This window comes from Mesorhizobium zhangyense, assembly GCF_011045115.1.
GTDB classification, from domain to species: Bacteria; Pseudomonadota; Alphaproteobacteria; order Rhizobiales; family Rhizobiaceae; genus Mesorhizobium_M; species Mesorhizobium_M zhangyense.
The window spans coordinates 693,013-710,812 of the sequence record NZ_JAAKZG010000001.1 but is presented as its reverse complement, the minus strand read 5'-3'; the positions used below and the strand labels follow the sequence as shown (position 1 = coordinate 710,812).

At 59.6% G+C, this 17,800-nt stretch carries 19 protein-coding genes and 1 tRNA gene; 9 read left to right on the top strand and 11 right to left on the bottom strand.

The window, feature by feature from the left end; genetic code table 11:
* Window positions 1-46 precede the first annotated feature (46 nt).
* Entirely contained in the window at window positions 47-1,015 is a 969-nt protein-coding gene (speB, locus tag G6N74_RS03525; RefSeq protein ID WP_165114333.1) for an agmatinase, read from the bottom strand.
* A gap of 449 nt (window positions 1,016-1,464) precedes the next feature.
* Between speB and G6N74_RS03515 the strand changes: the two genes are divergently transcribed.
* Entirely contained in the window at window positions 1,465-2,487 is a 1,023-nt protein-coding gene (locus G6N74_RS03515) for a glycerophosphodiester phosphodiesterase family protein (protein WP_165114331.1), read from the top strand.
* A gap of 172 nt (window positions 2,488-2,659) precedes the next feature.
* Complete coding sequence (locus tag G6N74_RS03510; protein ID WP_165114329.1) at window positions 2,660-3,577, top strand: hypothetical protein; 918 nt, start codon at window positions 2,660-2,662, stop codon at window positions 3,575-3,577.
* On the opposite strand, the gene G6N74_RS03505 is transcribed toward G6N74_RS03510, so the two are convergent.
* The 4 genes from G6N74_RS03505 to G6N74_RS03490 form a co-directional block, all read right to left on the bottom strand.
* On the bottom strand, window positions 3,562-3,945 hold the full coding sequence (locus G6N74_RS03505; RefSeq protein WP_165114327.1) for a hypothetical protein: 384 nt from the start codon (window positions 3,943-3,945) through the stop codon (window positions 3,562-3,564). The two genes, G6N74_RS03510 and G6N74_RS03505, sit on opposite strands and share 16 nt — an antisense overlap.
* 124 nt (window positions 3,946-4,069) lie before the next feature.
* The gene (gene rpsI / locus G6N74_RS03500; protein WP_091916670.1) at window positions 4,070-4,546 is read right to left on the bottom strand and encodes a 30S ribosomal protein S9; all 477 of its coding nucleotides are present in this window, start codon (window positions 4,544-4,546) and stop codon (window positions 4,070-4,072) included.
* A 2-nt stretch (window positions 4,547-4,548) separates the two neighbouring features.
* Window positions 4,549-5,013 carry a 50S ribosomal protein L13 gene (rplM, locus tag G6N74_RS03495; protein ID WP_091916849.1) on the bottom strand — a complete coding sequence of 155 codons (465 nt, stop codon included), beginning with the start codon at window positions 5,011-5,013 and terminating at the stop codon, window positions 4,549-4,551.
* Between the two features lie 234 nt (window positions 5,014-5,247).
* Complete coding sequence (locus G6N74_RS03490) at window positions 5,248-5,694, bottom strand: PaaI family thioesterase (protein ID WP_165114325.1); 447 nt, start codon at window positions 5,692-5,694, stop codon at window positions 5,248-5,250.
* A gap of 149 nt (window positions 5,695-5,843) precedes the next feature.
* Between G6N74_RS03490 and G6N74_RS03485 the strand changes: the two genes are divergently transcribed.
* The 5 genes from G6N74_RS03485 (at window position 5,844) to G6N74_RS03465 (ending at window position 9,219) form a co-directional block, all read left to right on the top strand.
* A complete protein-coding gene (locus G6N74_RS03485; RefSeq protein ID WP_165114322.1) occupies window positions 5,844-6,662 on the top strand; it encodes an enoyl-CoA hydratase in 819 nt (272 codons plus the stop codon).
* The gene (locus tag G6N74_RS03480) at window positions 6,659-6,895 is read left to right on the top strand and encodes a methionyl-tRNA formyltransferase (protein WP_246245613.1); all 237 of its coding nucleotides are present in this window, start codon (window positions 6,659-6,661) and stop codon (window positions 6,893-6,895) included. The genes G6N74_RS03485 and G6N74_RS03480 overlap by 4 nt, the downstream gene beginning before the upstream one ends.
* A gap of 11 nt (window positions 6,896-6,906) precedes the next feature.
* Complete coding sequence (locus tag G6N74_RS03475) at window positions 6,907-7,428, top strand: CoA-binding protein (RefSeq protein ID WP_165114319.1); 522 nt, start codon at window positions 6,907-6,909, stop codon at window positions 7,426-7,428.
* Window positions 7,429-7,575: 147 nt separating this feature from the next.
* Window positions 7,576-8,859, top strand: coding sequence for an O-acetylhomoserine aminocarboxypropyltransferase (locus tag G6N74_RS03470; protein WP_165114316.1), 1,284 nt, complete (start codon window positions 7,576-7,578; stop codon window positions 8,857-8,859).
* A 12-nt stretch (window positions 8,860-8,871) separates the two neighbouring features.
* Window positions 8,872-9,219, top strand: coding sequence for a cupin domain-containing protein (locus G6N74_RS03465; protein WP_165114312.1), 348 nt, complete (start codon window positions 8,872-8,874; stop codon window positions 9,217-9,219).
* Between the two features lie 92 nt (window positions 9,220-9,311).
* On the opposite strand, the gene G6N74_RS03460 is transcribed toward G6N74_RS03465, so the two are convergent.
* Together G6N74_RS03460 and G6N74_RS03455 are read right to left on the bottom strand one after the other, a co-directional pair.
* Window positions 9,312-10,178 (bottom strand): hypothetical protein, encoded by an 867-nt coding sequence (locus G6N74_RS03460; protein ID WP_165114309.1) that lies wholly within the window; start codon window positions 10,176-10,178, stop codon window positions 9,312-9,314.
* Complete coding sequence (locus G6N74_RS03455) at window positions 10,129-11,400, bottom strand: cytochrome P450 (protein WP_165114306.1); 1,272 nt, start codon at window positions 11,398-11,400, stop codon at window positions 10,129-10,131. Before G6N74_RS03455 ends, G6N74_RS03460 begins: the two co-directional genes overlap by 50 nt.
* A gap of 134 nt (window positions 11,401-11,534) precedes the next feature.
* Here G6N74_RS03455 and G6N74_RS03450 point away from each other — a divergent pair, with 134 nt between their 5' ends.
* Both G6N74_RS03450 and G6N74_RS03445 read left to right on the top strand, forming a co-directional pair.
* Window positions 11,535-12,368, top strand: a complete 834-nt coding sequence (locus tag G6N74_RS03450; RefSeq protein WP_165114303.1) for a cyclase family protein — start codon at window positions 11,535-11,537, stop codon at window positions 12,366-12,368.
* A 182-nt stretch (window positions 12,369-12,550) separates the two neighbouring features.
* Window positions 12,551-13,654 carry an NAD(P)/FAD-dependent oxidoreductase gene (locus G6N74_RS03445; RefSeq protein WP_165114301.1) on the top strand — a complete coding sequence of 368 codons (1,104 nt, stop codon included), beginning with the start codon at window positions 12,551-12,553 and terminating at the stop codon, window positions 13,652-13,654.
* Window positions 13,655-13,706: 52 nt separating this feature from the next.
* On the opposite strand, the gene G6N74_RS03440 is transcribed toward G6N74_RS03445, so the two are convergent.
* The 4 genes from G6N74_RS03440 to phaC form a co-directional block, all read right to left on the bottom strand.
* A complete protein-coding gene (locus G6N74_RS03440; protein WP_165114298.1) occupies window positions 13,707-13,928 on the bottom strand; it encodes a hypothetical protein in 222 nt (73 codons plus the stop codon).
* 301 nt (window positions 13,929-14,229) lie between these two features.
* A tRNA-Glu gene (locus G6N74_RS03435) sits at window positions 14,230-14,304 on the bottom strand.
* 78 nt (window positions 14,305-14,382) lie between these two features.
* Window positions 14,383-15,663, bottom strand: coding sequence for a YcbK family protein (locus G6N74_RS03430; protein ID WP_165114295.1), 1,281 nt, complete (start codon window positions 15,661-15,663; stop codon window positions 14,383-14,385).
* Window positions 15,664-15,931: 268 nt separating this feature from the next.
* Window positions 15,932-17,770 carry a class I poly(R)-hydroxyalkanoic acid synthase gene (gene phaC / locus G6N74_RS03425; RefSeq protein ID WP_165114292.1) on the bottom strand — a complete coding sequence of 613 codons (1,839 nt, stop codon included), beginning with the start codon at window positions 17,768-17,770 and terminating at the stop codon, window positions 15,932-15,934.
* Between the last annotated feature and the right edge of the window lie 30 nt (window positions 17,771-17,800).

Genomic DNA, 17,800 nt, shown 5'->3' with positions numbered 1-17,800 from the left:
ATTCCAAGGAGATGAAGCCGAAACCGGATTCATCTCCTCAATTTGGTTAGCTCGCCTTCAAGGCGTTTTCGCGAGCCTTTCGCTCGGCCAGCAGGCCGAGATACTGCATTGCCACCGTAGCGCCGGCAATCGCGGTAATATCGGCATGGTCGTAGGCCGGTGCAACCTCTACGACATCCGCACCGACAATGTCGATCTGCGTCATCTGGCGCAGCACCGAAAATATCTTGGCGGTCGAAGGTCCGCCGGCCACCGGCGTGCCTGTGCCGGGCGCATAGGCCGGGTCGAGGCAATCGATGTCGAAGGTGACATAGGTCTTCTTGCCGCCGGTGCGCTCGGCAATCGCATAGGCGATGTCGGAGGCGCGCATGTCTTCGACTTCATAGCCGTAGATGATCTTGATGCCGAAATCGTCGGGCGCGTGGGTGCGGATACCGATCTGGATCGAGCGGTCCGGGTCGATGATGCCCTCGCGTACGGCGCGGGCCACGAACGAGCCGTGGTCGATGCGCTTGCCGTCATCGTCCCAGGTGTCCTGATGGGCGTCGAACTGCACCATGGCCAGCGGGCCGTGAATGGCCGCATGCGCCTTCAGCAGAGGCCAGGTGACGAAGTGATCGCCGCCCAGCGACAGCAGGAACGCGCCGGATTTCAGGATCTTCGCCGCTTCGCGCTCGATCGCGCCCGGCGTTTTCTGGTGGTTGCCGGTGTCGAGCAGGCAGTCGCCATAGTCGACGACGCCAAGATTCTCGAACAGGTCGAGATGAAACGGATATTGGGGATCACAGTCGAAGATCGCCGAAGCGCGGCGGATCGCCTGCGGGCCAAAGCGTGCGCCGGAACGGTTGGTAACGGCGGCATCGAACGGAATGCCCCAGACGACGGCATCGGCGCCCTTTACGTTCTTGGTGTAGCGGCGGCGCATGAAAGACAGTGCACCGGCATAGGTCGGATCGCCCGAGCGACCGGTGTTCTTGTTGGCCGTGAAAGCATGGTCAATGGATTTTGCAGGCATCACGATTTCCTAAAACTTGTCTTGTGACGGGCTGATGAAGCGGCGCGGAAATTGCACGGCTTCGGTGGGGAAATGAATTCGCCCCGGCTCTATATCACCGGGACAGGAGGCGGACCATCTTGACGCAGACGGCATTCCTCGATGGGTGCTCCTTCATTGATCGTGCCGCGAATGCGGCCTTTGGCGACCGCCGCCGAATGGTTCGAAATGCTCGTTCCTGGCGGGGTTTCTGCGCTCTCCTGGTCGCGCTTTCTCATTTTCCAGCGACGGGATTCGTTTCGCAGAGCGCCTTCATCGGCTCATCTTTCCCGTTTGTCGACTTTTTTTTCGTTCTCCGGCGTGGGCTGCCGGTCCGGCGGGTTGCGAAAATGTAGCCGGCGGCGTTCACCGCGCTGTCACGCGCTGTCTTTATGTCCTCGCCACATCAAACCGGCGAGGAAACGATTCTCATGCGGATGATGTGGCTGGGTGCGGCTGTGGCCGCTTTCCTGATGCAAGGCTCGACGTCCGTGTCGGCCCAGAACGCGCGGATCGACCAGATCATCGATCGCTTCGAGCATGCCAACCAGTGGCGCGACCATGTCATGATCGTCGCGCATCGCGCCGGCTGGAAGGCCGGCGGGAAAATCACCCGCCCCGAAAACTCAATTGCCTCGATCCGCCACTCGATCGACCTCGGCGTCGAGATGGTCGAGTTCGATGTCCAGAAGACGCAGGACGGTGAACTCGTCGTGCTGCATGACAGCTGGCTCGACCGCACCACCACCTGCAAGGGCGAACTGGTCAAGCATACACTCTCCGACTTGAAGGGCTGCCGGCTGATCGTTGAAGGCACCGGCGAAGTGACCGATGAAGGGGTCCCGACGCTGCGCGACATGCTTGCCGCAGCCAAGGGCCGGATCATGGTCAATATCGACAATAAGCTCGGTGTTGACGCTCTGCCGGAAATGGTCTCAGTCGCTCGCGATCTCGGTATCGAGCGGCAGGTGGTGATCAAGCAGAACCTCTGGAACGCCGACAAGATCGCCGAGATGAAGGCAGTCATGGCGAGGGTGGGCGAGGGCGTTCATTTCATGCCGATCATTGCCGACGATGCCGTCAGGGACGCTCGCTTCATCGAGACAGCCACGAAGGCTTTTTCGGCGGATGCGGTCGAAATGGTGGTCTGGCGCAGCCAAGGCCAAGGCATGATAGCCGATGGCGGGCCGCTGTTCGGTTCGCGTGCCCGAGCGGTTGCGGCTCGAGGCGACTGGCATCTCTGGGTCAACACCTATCCGATCGTGAACCGGGAAAGCGGCCTGCTGGCCGGCGGTCGCGGCGATGAGCTCGCGACATTCGCGAGCCTGCCGGAGGAAACCTATGGTTTCTGGGCGGAGCAGGGCGCGACGATCATCCAGACGGACGAGCCAGAAGCGGCGATCGATTGGCTGACAGCCAATGGCTATCGCACGCCCTATGATCTGACGAATTGACGTCGAGCACGACAGTCGTACGAGCCGGCTCGAAAGTCATCGCATTGGCGTTGCTCTTGGAAGACGTCGAATATTAGCCAAACATTCTCGATATTCCGTCATCTTCGAAAAGCAACTGGACAGTTCTAAGAGAACACGCTCTGGTAGACGGCGGGTTTGAGGATTTCCTTCTATGAATGCAGATGAAATTGTCAGCCATCCCGCGCTGTTTCCTGCGATTCAAAGGCAGTCGCGGGCCTTTTTACAAGTCTCCGAAGAACATCCGCGGCTGGCGGCAGTCTTTGCGACCCATCAGCGCTGGCTGATGGCGATGGTTGCAGTTTCCCTTTACTTTCGAAGTAACCCCAGCGGCAGCCCGAAGGGCACAAGCACTGCCCGCTTCTTCGAGGTGATCGATTATCATTCGGTGGCCAGCAAGAATACCGCCAGCGCATTCGTCAAGGAGATGCTGAACTACGGCTTTGCCAGCTATGGCTCCGATATCGAAGACAAGCGGACGCTGACGTTTCATCCGACGGCTTTGAGTGTCGACGCGATAGGCGTCTGGCTGGCGATTGGCCTCACCACGCTCGACAGTCTCGACGGCAAAAACCGGCTCGCGACATTTCAGGCTGCCCCTGACGGAGCGCGTCGGCTTCTGCCGCTTATTTCCGACGGGCTGCTTAAGTCCCGCGCCGTGAGAGAGCCCAAGCACACCTTTTCTTTGTTCTTATGGCTCAACGAGGGCGGCATCGTCATAGAAAGGCTGATAACCGGGATGCGAAAAGCCGACATCAAGGCCGAGCGTATTTCGACGGACATAACCTCGGTCACGAATCTGGGCATGTGGTTGACCCTGTCGCGGGCCCATCTGGCGCGAAAGCTCCGCGAAGCCGAGACTGCGGGCAGCCTCGGATGGCATGGCCAGAAGAACCATTCGGTAATGTGGGTGTCGCAGGGCTTTCTGCAGGATTACATGACCGCCCAGGCGGTCAAATTGGCGATCATGGATGCTTCGTTCGCTGCGTGTTTTGGGCCGGAGACAGTCGAGAGGGAGATTGTCGACAGGTCCGTGATTGCCAGTGCGCCGACAGTTCATACGATCTTTTGAGAGATGCTTTCATGTGTGCTGAATTCTTCCTGCCAGTAGATTTGCTCGGCATGAAGCCCTGACTCTGAAAACTGCTTTAGGTCGATAAAGTGCCCATCTGGTGTCTTGGCGACAAGGTGGAAGATTTCACTATCTTCTAATGTCGCCATGAGTTCGTGCATGAAATGCTCAAGACCATATTGAGCAATCAGCATGGGCCGATCATTTTCGGCAGCCAAGGCCAGCAGAGAACGAAATGCTTGATCTGAAGGAAAATCTCGCTCGCCCAGCATAGGGCGGAGGCTCGCCAGCACATGATCAAAACGATCAAATACCGCTCGTCCGAATTCCTTCAGTAATTCATCGGCTTGATTGGTCGACTTGATCACGGCGTCCCCCTGTTCTGACACCTATTTATGGTGCCATCCAAGCCGTTCGATCAACAAAAAAGGCCCCGCAGAACGGGGCCTTTTTTCTCGGTGCTGCAAGCAGCACCTGAAATTCGAAAGCGGATCAGCGCTTCGAGAACTGGAACGAACGACGGGCTTTGGCCTTGCCGTACTTCTTGCGCTCGACGGTACGGCTGTCGCGGGTCAGGAAGCCGCCCTTCTTGAGCACGCCGCGAAGGCCCGGCTCATAGTAGGTCAGCGCCTTGGAGATGCCGTGACGAACGGCACCGGCCTGGCCGGAGAGACCACCGCCGACGACGGTCGCGATGATGTCGAACTGGCCGACGCGAGCTGCCGCGACGATCGGCTGGTTGAGGATCATCTGCAGCACCGGACGGGCGAAATAAGCCGCGAATTCCTTGCCGTTGACGACGATCTTGCCGGAACCCGGCTTGACCCAGACGCGAGCGATCGCGTCCTTGCGCTTGCCGGTGGCGTAGGCGCGGCCCTGCTTGTCCAGCTTCTGGACATAGACCGGGGCAGCCGGCTGTGCGGTAACGGCAGCGGTGCCGAGTTCTGCGAGCGAGTTGAGCTCAGCCATGATTACGAAGCCTTCTTGTTCTTGGCGTTCAGCGCGCCGACGTCGAGCGTGACAGGCTGCTGGGCGACATGCGGATGTTCGGCGCCGGCATAGACGCGCAGATTCTTCATCTGGCGGCGACCAAGCGGACCGCGCGGGATCATGCGTTCGACGGCCTTTTCAAGGACGCGTTCCGGGAAACGGCCTTCGAGCAGCTGGCGCGCGGTGCGCTCCTTGATGCCGCCCGGGTGGCCGGTGTGCCAGTAGTACACCTTGTCGGTGAACTTCTTGCCGGTGAATGCGACCTTGTCGGCGTTGATGATGATGACATTGTCGCCATCGTCGACATGGGGGGTGAAGGTGGGCTTGTTCTTGCCGCGGAGGATGTTGGCGACAATGGATGCGAGACGACCAACGACGAGACCCTCGGCGTCGATCAGCACCCACTTCTTCACCACGTCCGCAGGCTTCTGCGAAAAGGTTGTCATGGTCATATGCTTTCGGTTCGGACCTTCCGGAGAAGGCGTTTCTTGTTGCTTGGATTGAAACGCCGCCTGCGCGCCGCTTCAAAAACAAAACGACGGCCAATGTGGCCGCTGTTTCGATGACGGCTTATAGGCTGCGAGCATACCCAAGGTCAAGTCACGAGAAACGGCTGCCTTCCGAGAAAATTCAATAAAAACAATTCACTAGATATAAGGTATTATTTTACCACATAGATTTCAACGCTTCGGCGGTATCGAATAGGTGCCGGTGGCATGCGCGACCGTGTGCCCGTCCGGTCCGGCGACGATATCTATGTCGTAGACCATCAGGCTTTTTCCGAGCTTCAGGATGCGGCAATGGCCGTCGATCGGGCCGGCTTCGGCCTTGCGCATAAAGTTGATGTTGAGATTGGTAGTCACCGACAGCGCGTCAGGTCCGGCATGGGAAAGCACGCAGACATAGCCACCGATATCGGCCAGCGTGAACAGCGAAGGGCCGGACACGGTGCCGCCGGGGCGCAGGTGACGCTCGTCGGCATTCAGCCTCACCGTGCAACCTCCGGGAAATACGTCGACCGCCTCAAAGGCCGTCAGATCGCCGTTCAGTTGTGGGTAGATGGACTTCAGCAGATCGTTGATTTCGCCGGCCGTCATCTTCGGTTCGAGTTTGGCTTGGGCCGGCATCTGATCTGCTCCTGTCGCGGGGTCTGGTTCTACCGTCGATGCTTCCGGCTGCTTATATCTGCCCGAAAGCGTCGCCAGAAAACACGTTTGCCCCCTGTTCTTCAACCGGCAGCGTGTTAGTTCTTTGGGCGAGACGAAGGAGATGAATATTGGCTGAGATCGTCGCCATAAAACCCGCGCCGGAAGGGCCGGTAAGTTCGGTGCTGAAGGAAGGCGTGCTGCGCCTGACGCTGGCCAATCCGCCGGCCAATGCGCTGTCGATCGCGACGATGGCGGCACTTCAGGCCGAATTCGACCGTGCCCGCGACGACAAGGCGGTGCGCGTGATCATCCTGGCAGCAAGCGGCAAGCTGTTCTGCGCCGGTCACGACCTCAAGGAAATGACGCTGCATCGCGCCGACGCCGACCGGGGCAGGGCCTTCTTCGAGCGCAGCATGGCTGCCTGCGCCCAGCTGATGCAGACGATCGTGCGCCACCCTAAGCCGGTGATTGCCGAGGTGGACGGGCTGGCCACCGCTGCCGGCTGCCAGCTTGTCGCAAGCTGCGACCTCGCCATTGCCTCGAACGAGGCGACGTTCTGCACGCCGGGCGTCAATATCGGCCTGTTCTGCTCGACCCCGATGGTGGCGCTGTCGCGCAACGTCTCGCGCAAGCAGGCGATGGAAATGCTGCTGACCGGCGAGACGATCGACGCGACGACAGCGCGCGAGTTTGGCCTGGTCAACCGCGTCGTGCCGCGCGAATACCTGAATCAGATCGTGAACAAATACGCACAAACCATTGCTTCAAAATCGCCTTTGACGCTGAAGATCGGCAAGGAAGCTTTTTATGCGCAAGCCGAAATGGGTCTTACCGATGCCTACGAATACGCATCGCGCGTGATGGTCGAAAACATGCTGGCCCGCGACGCCGAGGAAGGCATCGGCGCCTTCATCGCAAAGCGCGATCCGAAATGGACGGGTGAATGATGGCCAGAATAACTTCCTTTGAGAAAGCCGAAATGCAGAGAATGCAGCTGCATGATGCGATCGAAGCTAAATATTATGTTCAAGATTACGATGGGCGCAAACTGTTGCAGATTTCAACATTTGGACGGGCTACCCGGGACATCCCAGGCAAGGTGAGTCAGACAATCCAACTTGATGAAGAGGCTGCCTCGCATTTGTTCGGCATTTTGAAAAAGACGTTTGATTTTAAGTAGCCACAGGCATCATGAACCACGATTCCTACGACAATTCCTACATCTCCGGCATTCTGAATTCGGTGAAGACGATCGCCGTCGTCGGTGCATCGGCGAACGATGTGCGGCCGAGTTATTTCGTCATGAAATATCTCATCGCCAAGGGGTTCACCGTGTTCCCGGTCAATCCGGGGCAGGCGGGCAAGGAGATCCTTGGCCAGATGACTTATGCGAAGCTCGCCGACATTCCGCACGGGATAGACATGGTCGATATCTTCCGGGCTTCCAATGCCGTGCCGGCAATCGTTGACGAGGCGCTGGCGCTCGATCCATTGCCGAAGGTGATCTGGATGCAGTTGACCGTCCGAAACGATGAGGCAGCCGCGCGCGCCGAGGCAGCCGGCCTCAAGGTGGTCATGAACCGCTGCCCCAAAATCGAATATGCCCGCCTTGCCGGCGAGATCGGCTGGAACGGTGTCAATTCGGGCGTTCTGTCGTCGAAAAAGCCGATCATGCGCTCCGGTTTCCAGAGCTTTGGCGTTCGGCAGAAGTAGTTTTCGCAAAATCATTCCGTCGCGCCGGCATTTTCACGCGGCGTAAGCTCAAAGTGCATAAGGCAGAAGCATTTTGTTCTTTGCATTCGCGGCAGCGCTCCGCCAAGAATAGCAACGAATTTTCAGAAGAGCTTTTCGGAGGAAAAAATGTCCCAGCGGATTCCCGGTTTCAACACGCTCGCAGTTCATGCCGGCGCCAAGCCCGACCCGGCAACGGGCGCGCGCGCCACGCCGATCTACCAGACGACGGCCTATGTCTTCGATGATGTCGATCATGCCGCCTCGCTGTTTGGCCTGAAGGCGTTCGGCAACATTTACACCCGCATCATGAACCCGACGCAGGCCGTACTGGAGGAGCGCGTGGCGGCCCTCGAAGGCGGAACGGCAGCCCTTGCCACCGCTTCCGGCCACGCCGCGCAATTGCTGGTGTTCCACACCATCCTGCGCCCGGGCGAGAATTTCATCGCCGCCAGAAAGCTTTATGGCGGTTCGATCAACCAGTTCGGTCACGCCTTCAAGAATTTCGGCTGGGAAGTGCGCTGGGCCGACACTGACAACGTCTCGACTTTTGAGAGCCAGATCGACGACAAGACGCGCGGCATCTTCATAGAGAGCCTGGCCAATCCGGGCGGCGAATTCGTCGATATCGAGGCGATCGGCAACATTGCCCGCAAGCACGGCCTGCCGCTGATCGTCGACAACACCATGGCCAGCCCCTATCTGCTTCGGCCGATCGAGCATGGCGCCGACATTGTTGTGCACTCGCTGACGAAATTCATCGGCGGCCACGGCAATTCCATGGGCGGCGCGATTGTTGATGGCGGCACCTTCGACTGGTCGAAATCCGGCAACTATCCGATGCTGTCGGAGCCGCGCCCGGAATATGGCGGCGTGGTGCTGCACGAGACATTCGGGAATTTCGCCTTCGCCATTGCCGCGCGCGTATTAGGCCTGCGCGATTTCGGCCCGTCGATTTCGCCGTTCAATGCATTCCTGATCCTGACCGGGCTGGAAACATTGCCACTACGCATGCAGCGCCATTCCGACAATGCGCTCAAGGTCGCCGAATGGCTGTCGAAGCACGACAAGATCGCCTGGGTGTCCTATCCCGGCCTGCCGAACGACAAGAACCACAAGCTGCAGCAGAAATACTCGCCGCTGGGCGCCGGTTCCGTCTTCACCTTCGGGCTCAAGGGTGGCTACGCCGCGGGCGTGAAATTGGTCGAGGGGCTGGAGTTGTTCTCGCATCTCGCCAATATCGGCGACACCAAATCGCTGGTCATCCACCCGGCCTCGACGACGCATCGCCAGCTTTCCGACGAGCAGAAGATCGCCGCCGGTGCGGGACCTGACGTGGTGCGGTTGTCGGTCGGCATCGAGGATGTCGCCGATATCATCGCCGATCTCGAGCAAGGCCTGGCGAAGGCGTAACGGAGTAAGGGCTTGTCCGAAAAATTCCTGACGATCGACACGACCGGCATCGAGCCGGAGGAAGGCGCGCCCGCGGAAGGGCGCGTCATCTCGGGCGATCCCATATTCCGCACCTGGAATGCCGAGGAGGCCGAAGGCGGCCTCTATGCCGGCATCTGGGAATCGACGCCCGGCAAGTGGCGCATCGAATATGACGAGTGGGAGTTCTGTCACATCCTCTCCGGCGTTTCCGTGATCACCGAGGACGGTGGTGAGGCGCGTACGGTCAAGGCGGGTGACCGTTTTGTCCTGCGCCCCGGCTTTAGGGGAAGCTGGGAAGTGCTTGAAACGACACGCAAGGATTATGTGATCCGGCTTTGATTTTCAGGCGGTTCAAGGAATGCCGATATGATTGCGCCAGATATCCCAACAAAGGTATCCGGCGTTTTCGTTTCAGCCAGCCTCCACAAGCGTCAACTTGGTACGCAGACGATCGTTGGTCTGCTGGAAAGGTTCGAGCCTTCGTTGGCCATAAGCGGTGGTTGAAATGTAAGCTTGCGGTAGGACCAGTGCATGACACGTTGTCCGGTGCCTGTGCCTATGACCAGCAGCCCGTGATTTCTCAGGAACCTTGGCCAGCGGCTATAATGGGGCTCACGGAAGGTGATCAATGACAGGTCGAGCATGCTGGCGGCTGCCCGCGATCCGGACTGGATGCAGTAGGGTTGGGAAGCGGCAGTCTTTGCTGCCTGCCAGTGTACGGCTATTGCGGTGAAGCAGGCGAAGACGATGGATGCGCCGACAGTCCCGGTCAGGACAAAACAGGCGAGGCCATAGAGATCGTCCGATAAAGGGCCCTGTGCCTTGCGCCGGCGCTGTATCGCCTGCTGTGCAAAGAACAGCGCGCCTGCCACCAGCAAGGCAAAGACGATGTCACCGCGCCATCGGCTGAAAATACCAAGCCCGAACAACAGCAAGAGCAATGCCGGCACAACGGAGAGAACCGCGATTATTCCATCTCTTTCGGGAGCGGGGGTTCTCGGTGGACGCACTAGCAGGATTGCCAATCCTGCTAGGACAATCGCTACAAGGGCGAGGATAAGGGCATTTACGATGAATTGGCCCAGCCCAAATCGGTCGTCTGAAGCCGAAAAGGAGCCTGACAGCACAAGGCAGATCAGGAGTCCATTCAGCGCGAGGGCGACAAAGGTTATCGGCCATTGCGCCGATGCGGCGCAAAAAATAGCCAGCATCAGCGGCAGATAGAGAATGAGCAGGATTATGTATGGACTATCGACCAGCATGTCCTGACCATTTGCCCGGCAGCCTTTCCAATCCATGAAAATGATAAGTGTCGCGGAAGCGTGGCTCTTCAGCGGGCGCCAGGCCGGGCAACCGATCGAACAGCACCTTCAACGAGCTCTGCAACTCCAGCCGCGCCAGCGGTGCACCGATGCAGAAATGGATGCCGGCGCCGAAGGAGACGTTTTTCTGGTCGCTGCGGCCCGGCATGAATTTCTCTGGTTCGGCAAATGATGCCGGATCATGATTGGCCATGCCGAGCAGCAGCCCGATCTGCTCGCCGGGCTTGACCGTCACGCCGTCGGCGAGCTCGATCTCACCATAGGCATAGCGCGTGAACATATGCAGAGGCGCGTCGAAGCGCAGGCATTCTTCCACCGTCGCTGCGGTCGCTTCCGGTGTGCCAAAAAAGCGGCGGGGGTCGCCGCCCTGCGCAAGGATGGTGCGCACGGCATTGCCTGTCTGATGGACAGTCGCCTCATGGCCGGCGTTGAGCAGCAGGATCGCCGAGGAAACCAGCTCGTCCTCGCTCAGTTTCTGGCCGTCCTCCTGCGCCGAGATCAGCAGGCTGAGCAGGTCGTCGCCCGGATTCTTGCGGCGCTCCGCTACGTAGCTGCGCAAGAAATCGGAAAAAGCGCCCGACGATGCGTTGGCCCTTTCCTCGGTCTCGTGGGTGCGGCCATGCATGTACATTGCCACCATGTCGTGCGACCAGTCGAGCAGCTGCGGCCCCATTTCCACCGGCACGCCGAGCATTTCGGCGATGATGGTGATGGGCAGGGGCGCTGCGAACGCCGGCAGAAGATCGGCTTCGCCCGCCGGTTCGAAACGGTCGACCAGCTCGTTGGCGAGCGCCTCGACGCGCGGGCGCAGCCGCTCGACCTGCCGCGAGACAAAGGCGCGGTTGACCAGCGTCCGCAGGCGGGTGTGAACCGGCGGCTCGAGCTCCAGCATGGAATTGGCCTCGATCGCGTCGAAAGCCCTGAGATGGGTGCGGTCCCGATCGGTCCCGCGGCTATCGGGAATGCCAGCCGGATTCTGGCGGCCGAAGCGGCGGTCGCGCAGCAGCCGGTTGACATCGTCGTAACCGCCAAAGCACCAGAAGCCGAACTCTTCCCAGAAGAACACGTTCGACGTGCCGTGCAGCCAGGCGTAGGCCTCATAAGGATTCTGGACGAAACGCTGCTCGTGCGGGTCGAGCCGCAGGCGGCGATGGTCGGGGGCAAGGGTCAGGAAGGGCGGTGGGCTAATCGAATGCATAAGCCGATATAAGCGAAACCACGTATCTGTCACCAGCAACAGTTTCTTTGATTGATTAAACGAACTGGTTCGTACATCCTGACGTTGCCGTAACGGGAGGTTGCGGCGACCAAATTAAGGGAAGGAGACCGGATATGTGCCCTCCAGGGTGTTTTCATTCGATATGTGAGAATGCGACCCGCCGCGGCCTGCTGAAGGCGGGCTTTACACTGGGGCTTGGTGCCGCTGCCGCGGCTGCTCTGCCGGTCGGGAAGGCCGCGCTGGCCGCGCCGACCAGTTTCAGCGAGACTGTGGATCTTTCGCATGCGCTGTTCGAAGGATTCCCGACATTCAGCGGTGAAAAATGGTTCACGGTCGAGAACATCGTGAATTTCGCCAAGGACAAGGTGAACCTGAACCGCTGGACGCTTGTGGAGCATTCCGGCACGCATATGGATGCGCCCATCCATTTCTCGGCCGATGGGATGAGCGCGGACATGATTCCGATTTCCGATCTGATCGTCCCGGCTGCGGTCATCAACATTTCCGCCCGTGCTGCCGAGAATGCAGACACCGCACTGACGCCCGACGACATCAAGGCATGGGAAGCCAGGAACGGCCGGCTGCCGGACGGATGCTGCGTGATAATGAATTCGGGCTGGCATAAACTGGTTGGCGACGCGAAATTTGCCGGGCGGGATGCCGAAGGCAAGAACCATACGCCGGGATTCCACATCGAGACTGTGCAGATGCTGATCGCGGAAAGGAACGTGAAGGGAATTGGCGTAGACACGCTTTCGCTCGACACCGGTCTGAATTCCGGGGGAGCGTTCCCTGTCCATTACGAGTGGCTGGGAAGCGGTCGATGGGGCGTGGAGGCGGTTGCCAATCTCGATGCAATCCCCGAAAGCGGGGCTCAGCTCTTCCTGGGGATACCCAAAGTCAAGGGTGCGACCGGAGGTCCGACCCGGGTGATTGCCCTGCTTTGAACACCAATGCGCAGCCCTGGCGAAACGATTCGCAGGGCTGCGGCTTGGCACGCATGCCTCACCGGCTATGCCATCATTGAGCAGTCGAAGTGGCGGATTGGCAACTTGCCAGCCTTGCGTCCTGCCGTATGGTAGTCGCACTTGGCCAACCCTCCTGGCCGAGCTTTGCTGGGATTTTCCGTATGAACATCATCGTCGTTGGCGCGGGCATCGCCGGTCTTTCCACCGCTTGGGCGCTCACCAAGGCAGGACACCAGGTCAGCCTTGTCGAGCAGGGATCGATTCCCAACCCGCTTGCTGCCTCCGGCGATCATCACCGCATCATCCGCCGTGCTTATGGTGCATCGACCGGTTACGGGCGGCTGATAACCGAAGCCTATGAGGCCTGGGACGAACTCTGGGCGGATATCGGCGAAACACATTACGATCCGCGCGGCTTCATCTGCGTCTCGCGCGAACCAGGGGACGAGGCCGACGAATATCGCGAAGGGCTGGAGGCCGGTGGCTATCCATTCGAAACGGTCGAGCCGGCGGATGCCGTTACCCGCTGGCCTTTCCTTGAAGCGGGGAGCTTCAACTACGCCTTCTTTTCCCCGGAAGGCGGAGCGCTTCATTGCCGCAAGATCGCCGCTGGTCTCGTCCGCTGGTTGAAGGCGAATGGCGCGAATGTTTATGAGAACAGCAAGGTCGTCGAAATCGATCAGGAGACAGGAACGGCCACACTCGAATCAGGCGAGACGATGCAAGGCGAACGCGTCATCGTCACCGCAGGCGCCTGGGTTTTGAAGCTGTTCCCGGAACTCGGCTTCGAACTCACGACCTATCGCACCGCGGTCGTTTATCTCGATCCTCCGGCTGACCTGAAGGCCGCCTGGGAGGCAGCGCCGGTGATTCTGGATGTCGGCGGCAAGACCGACGGCTACATCATTCCACCCTCGGGTGGCGCCGGGCTGAAATTCGGCTCGGGCCTGCACAAGGTGAAGACCAGCGACGCCAACTGGAACAGGCAGCCAGTGAAGGGCGAAGGGGAGGCTATACGCAATCTGTTCTCGCCGCCGATGGCCCGCATTGAAGAATATGCGGTCAAGGAAGTGGTGACCTGCGCCTACACCTTCACCGCCGATGAACGCTTCCTGGCGCGCGCGCTCGGGAAATGCCTGGTGGTTTCGGCATGCTCAGGTCACGGCTACAAATTCGGCGCCGCTGTGGGCCGCAGGGTGGCTTCAGCGGTGCAGGCCGACGATACAGAGAGCCTCATATCCTGGCTGCGCGCCGAGACGGTGTAACTCGGCGCGAGCAGTTGGATGAAGCGATGATTGCAGCCTGATTCGCGCGTCGTCAGGCTCGTCCTTCCACACCATAGCGGTGCAGCGGATTCGTCATTGCCGTTGTCTGCGTGAGACCGAGAACCTTGCGAATGGTTTCGGGGCTTTCGCTGACCACCGTCTGGCCGACGACATGGGTGATGATCGTGCCCGGGCCATGCTCTTTCATGGAAACCAGATGAGTGGTGTTGAAAAAGATCTGCTTGCCGTCAAAATCGGTGAGTGCAATCCACATGGTGAGCCCCTGCAAAGCGCGAAACATCTCGCGTGCCAAGAACCCAGGCCGGATGAACTGCCTCATGCCATTTGCGGCTTCAATGAGACCCACGTACATCTGAGAAGTTGAAGTCTCGCGCAAACGGGAACGTTTTGCAACTGCGAACTAATTTATGTTTGCCGCAAGGTTACCCAACGTCACATGCGCGAAAATGGTTTCGATGCATGGAACCGGTCTGCAGGGATTTGCAAGGCAAACGTCTTTTTCCCATGCCGGGCTAGCCGGTGAACAGATTCTTAAATTGTTCAAGGAAAAGAGGTGGTACGCCCAAGGGGAATCGAACCCCTGTTACCGCCGTGAAAGGGCGGTGTCCTAACCGCTAGACGATGGGCGCGGAAGACGAAGCGGGTTATAGTCAGCTTGTTTGCTATGGGCAACCCGTCAAAAGCCCGTTTTACAAACTTTTTTTATCTCACCTGCGGCGGCGGCAACGCCAGTTCCAGTCGCGCTCCGGGCCGACGTCGATATGCACCGATTCCGTGTGGCAATAGGTGCCGACGCCACCGCGGCCGGGCATGGAGCGGACGTAATTTGCCAGTTCCCATTTGCCGACGCCGGGGATCTGAATGTCGGCGGCCGCGCAATACATATGCAGCGAATTCTTGGCGCCGCGTGCCTGGCGGTTGCGGCTCGGGCTGCGGTAGCCCGAGGTGACGATCATCTTCTTGCCGTAGTGCTGTTCGACCACCTTCAGGACACGGACCAGCGAAGGCTTCAGGCAGGCAACATCGACGTTCTCAGTCTGCTTGAGAAGGCCGTTGGGGGCAAGGCGCGCCAAACCAGCGGCAGACGCTACCTGGATCGGTTCGTCGTCTTCCTCGTGCAGATCGACATCGCTGTCGTCGTCGAGGCCCGATTTGCGCTTGATTTCGAAAAGGGCGGTCTGGCGCACGCCGGGTAGGGCGTTTTCGCCGCTGTCGGAGGCAGAATTTCCTCCGCTGAGCGAGGCGAGGGCAAGCGGCTTTGCGGCAGAGTCAGCGGAAGCCAGCTGAATGATCGGCTTGGCTTTTTCTTCTGCTACCGGCGCCGGGACGGCCGCAGCAGCTGCTTCCTTGATTGCAGGAGCAGCCGGTTTCGGCTGCGCAATTACTGGCTTGGATGTCGCGGAAGCGGATGATGCACCGAAGAACGAAGCAAGGAAGCCTTTTTTCTTGGGCGCGGCCTGTTCGGCCTGAGGTGCTTCGCCGGCTGTCACATAGACCGGATTGTTCATTTCGGTGGCGGCACTTGCCACTTGCACCGGTTTCGCCGCTACGGGACCTTCGCCGTTGCGGCCCGTCGGCGCGGGAGCCTGGACCGCCTTTGGCTGTGCAGCCGATTCGGCAGGCGCTGATGCCGGCGCAGAATCAGCAGTGGCCGCAGCGGCGGTCTGCGTCGATGCCTCGGCGTTCACCGCAGCTTGCGACTGCAGCGCAGGATTTTCGGTGGCGGGCTTTGCGGCGGGCAGATAGGCGACTTCGGCAGGCAATGCCGTGTCGCCTTCTTCCATGACTGTCGTCACGGCCGGGCTGCCGGCATCTGTCTGCTGGGAGGTGGTAACGGAACTGGTCTGAAGGCTCGAACCACCCGTGGCGGCCTCGGCTGCCTGAGCAGGTGCGGTTCCTGGTGCGTTGAAACCGGGAGAGCCGAGTTCGAGGGTAGGGTCGGTGGTCGATGTGCAGGACGCCAGCAGAACGGAGAACAGCGCTGCCACAACGGCACGGCTCCCCCCTTTCGCAAAGCGCGACCTTGCTACAGTCAAGCCCGTCCCCTTCTGCCTTCTCAGCCGCGCCTTTTCAGGCGGCGGCACTCAAAAAATCAAAACCGAAACGATTCTGCCTCCGACGGCATGCCTGAACCTTGCGATCTGGCGAATTGTCCGCCGATGCGGAATCAAATTCGAAAATGGCAGGAGCAAGTTTGCCGGGCCACCATTTCGCTCGCTTTGACCAAGAGGTCAACTCACCGCACATTACAGTGTGTTACACACGCACCTTCACATAGCTGCCCGGCGCGTCGCCGAGAGTCTTAGTGTGTTCGCCGGGTATTCTTGCCGGCACCTGTGCAGGGTTTTTCTCGGTGACCCAGTTTTGCCAATGCGGCCACCAGGAACCCTGGTTTTCCATGGCTTTCTCGATCCACTGGTCGAATTTTCCGGCCGGCTTTCCGCCCGTCCAGTATTGGTATTTGTTGGCGGCAGGCGGGTTGACGACGCCGGCGATATGGCCCGATCCGGCCATCACATAGTCAACCGGCCCGCCGAAATATTGACAGCCGAGAAAGACAGAAAGTGCGGGTGCGATATGATCTTCGCGCGACGCGAGATTGTAGACGGGAATCGTTATGTCGCCCAGCGAGATGGTGCGGCCGGCGAGTTCCGTGCGGCCCTGCGACAGGTTGTTTTCCAGATAGCAGTTGCGCAAATAGAACGAATGATTGGCTGCCGCCATGCGGGTCGAATCGGCGTTCCAGTAGAGCAGGTCGAAGGGCAGGGGATCCTTGCCGCGCATGTAATTGTTGACGACATAGGGCCAGATCAGGTCGCCGGAGCGCAGCATGTTGAAGGCCGTCGCCATCTTCGTGCCGTCGAGATAGCCCTTGCCGTTCATCGAGCGCTCGAGCGCGGCGATCTGGTCTTCGTCGACAAACACCTTGAGATCGCCGGCAAAAGTGAAATCGACCTGGGTGGTGAAGAAGGTGACCGACTGGATTCGGTTGTCACCCTCCTGGGCGAGCAAAGCGAGTGCCGCTGCCAGCAGGGTTCCGCCGACGCAGTAGCCGATCGCATTGACCTCTTTTTCGCCGGTGGCGGCTTCAATCGTATCGAGCCCATATTGCAGGCCTTCGCGAATATAGGCTTCCCAGCCCTTAAGGCCGTGGCGTTCGTCCGGGTTGATCCAGGAGATGACGAAGACAGTATGGCCCTGCTCGACGGCCCAGCGGATGAAGGATTTCTGCGGGTTGAGGTCGAGTATGTAGAATTTGTTGATCCATGGCGGGCAGATCAGCAGCGGCCGTTTCAGCACCTTTTCGGTTGCCGGTTCATATTGGATGATCTCGGCGACATCGCTGCGCCCGACAACCTTGCCCGGCGTCATCGCCATGTTGCGGCCGATCTCGAACTGCGAATAGTCGGCCTGCCGGAGCTTCAGGTCGCCCTTGCCGGCGACGATGTCCTCGGCCAGCATCTTCATGCCGCGGACGAGATTTTCGCCATTGCTCATCACCGTCTCGCGGAAAAGCTCCGGATTGGTGAGGATGAAGTTCGACGGCGAGATCGCGTTGGAAACCTGCTTTACGTAGAAGCTGGCCTTGTGGCGGGTGTGCTCGTCCAGCCCGTCGGCGTGCTCGACAAGATCGTTCGCCCAGCGCGATGTGACGAGATAGGTCTGCTTGAGGAAGTCGAAGAACGCGTTCTTGGCCCATTCCGGGTCCTGGAAGCGCTTGTCGCCCTTTTCCGGCTTGATGCCTTCCTCTGCGCGTTCACCGGCGCCAGCGCCAGCGCGCTGGATCGCGTTTGACCAGACGTTCATGTAACCCGAAAACAGCCGCGTCTGCGCTTCAAGCGCGCGTGACGGGTCGGAAAGCCAGTATTCGGTGAGCTTGGAGAAGGTCTTGACCATGTCGGCCATCGGCTCGGCCACGCTGTCGCGAACCTCGCCTTTTTCGCGCGGCTCGGCCCATGCCGAGGCAGCCTTGCCCGCCTGCTCGACCATCCGGGCGAGATTCAGCGCGAAGCGTTCCGGGTCCTTGACGAGATATTGCTCGACGGAGGGTGTCGGATTGGCGTCTGTCTTGCCAGAATCGGCTGTCTTCGACATGGTTCGGGCACATCCTCCCTATGCGTATTC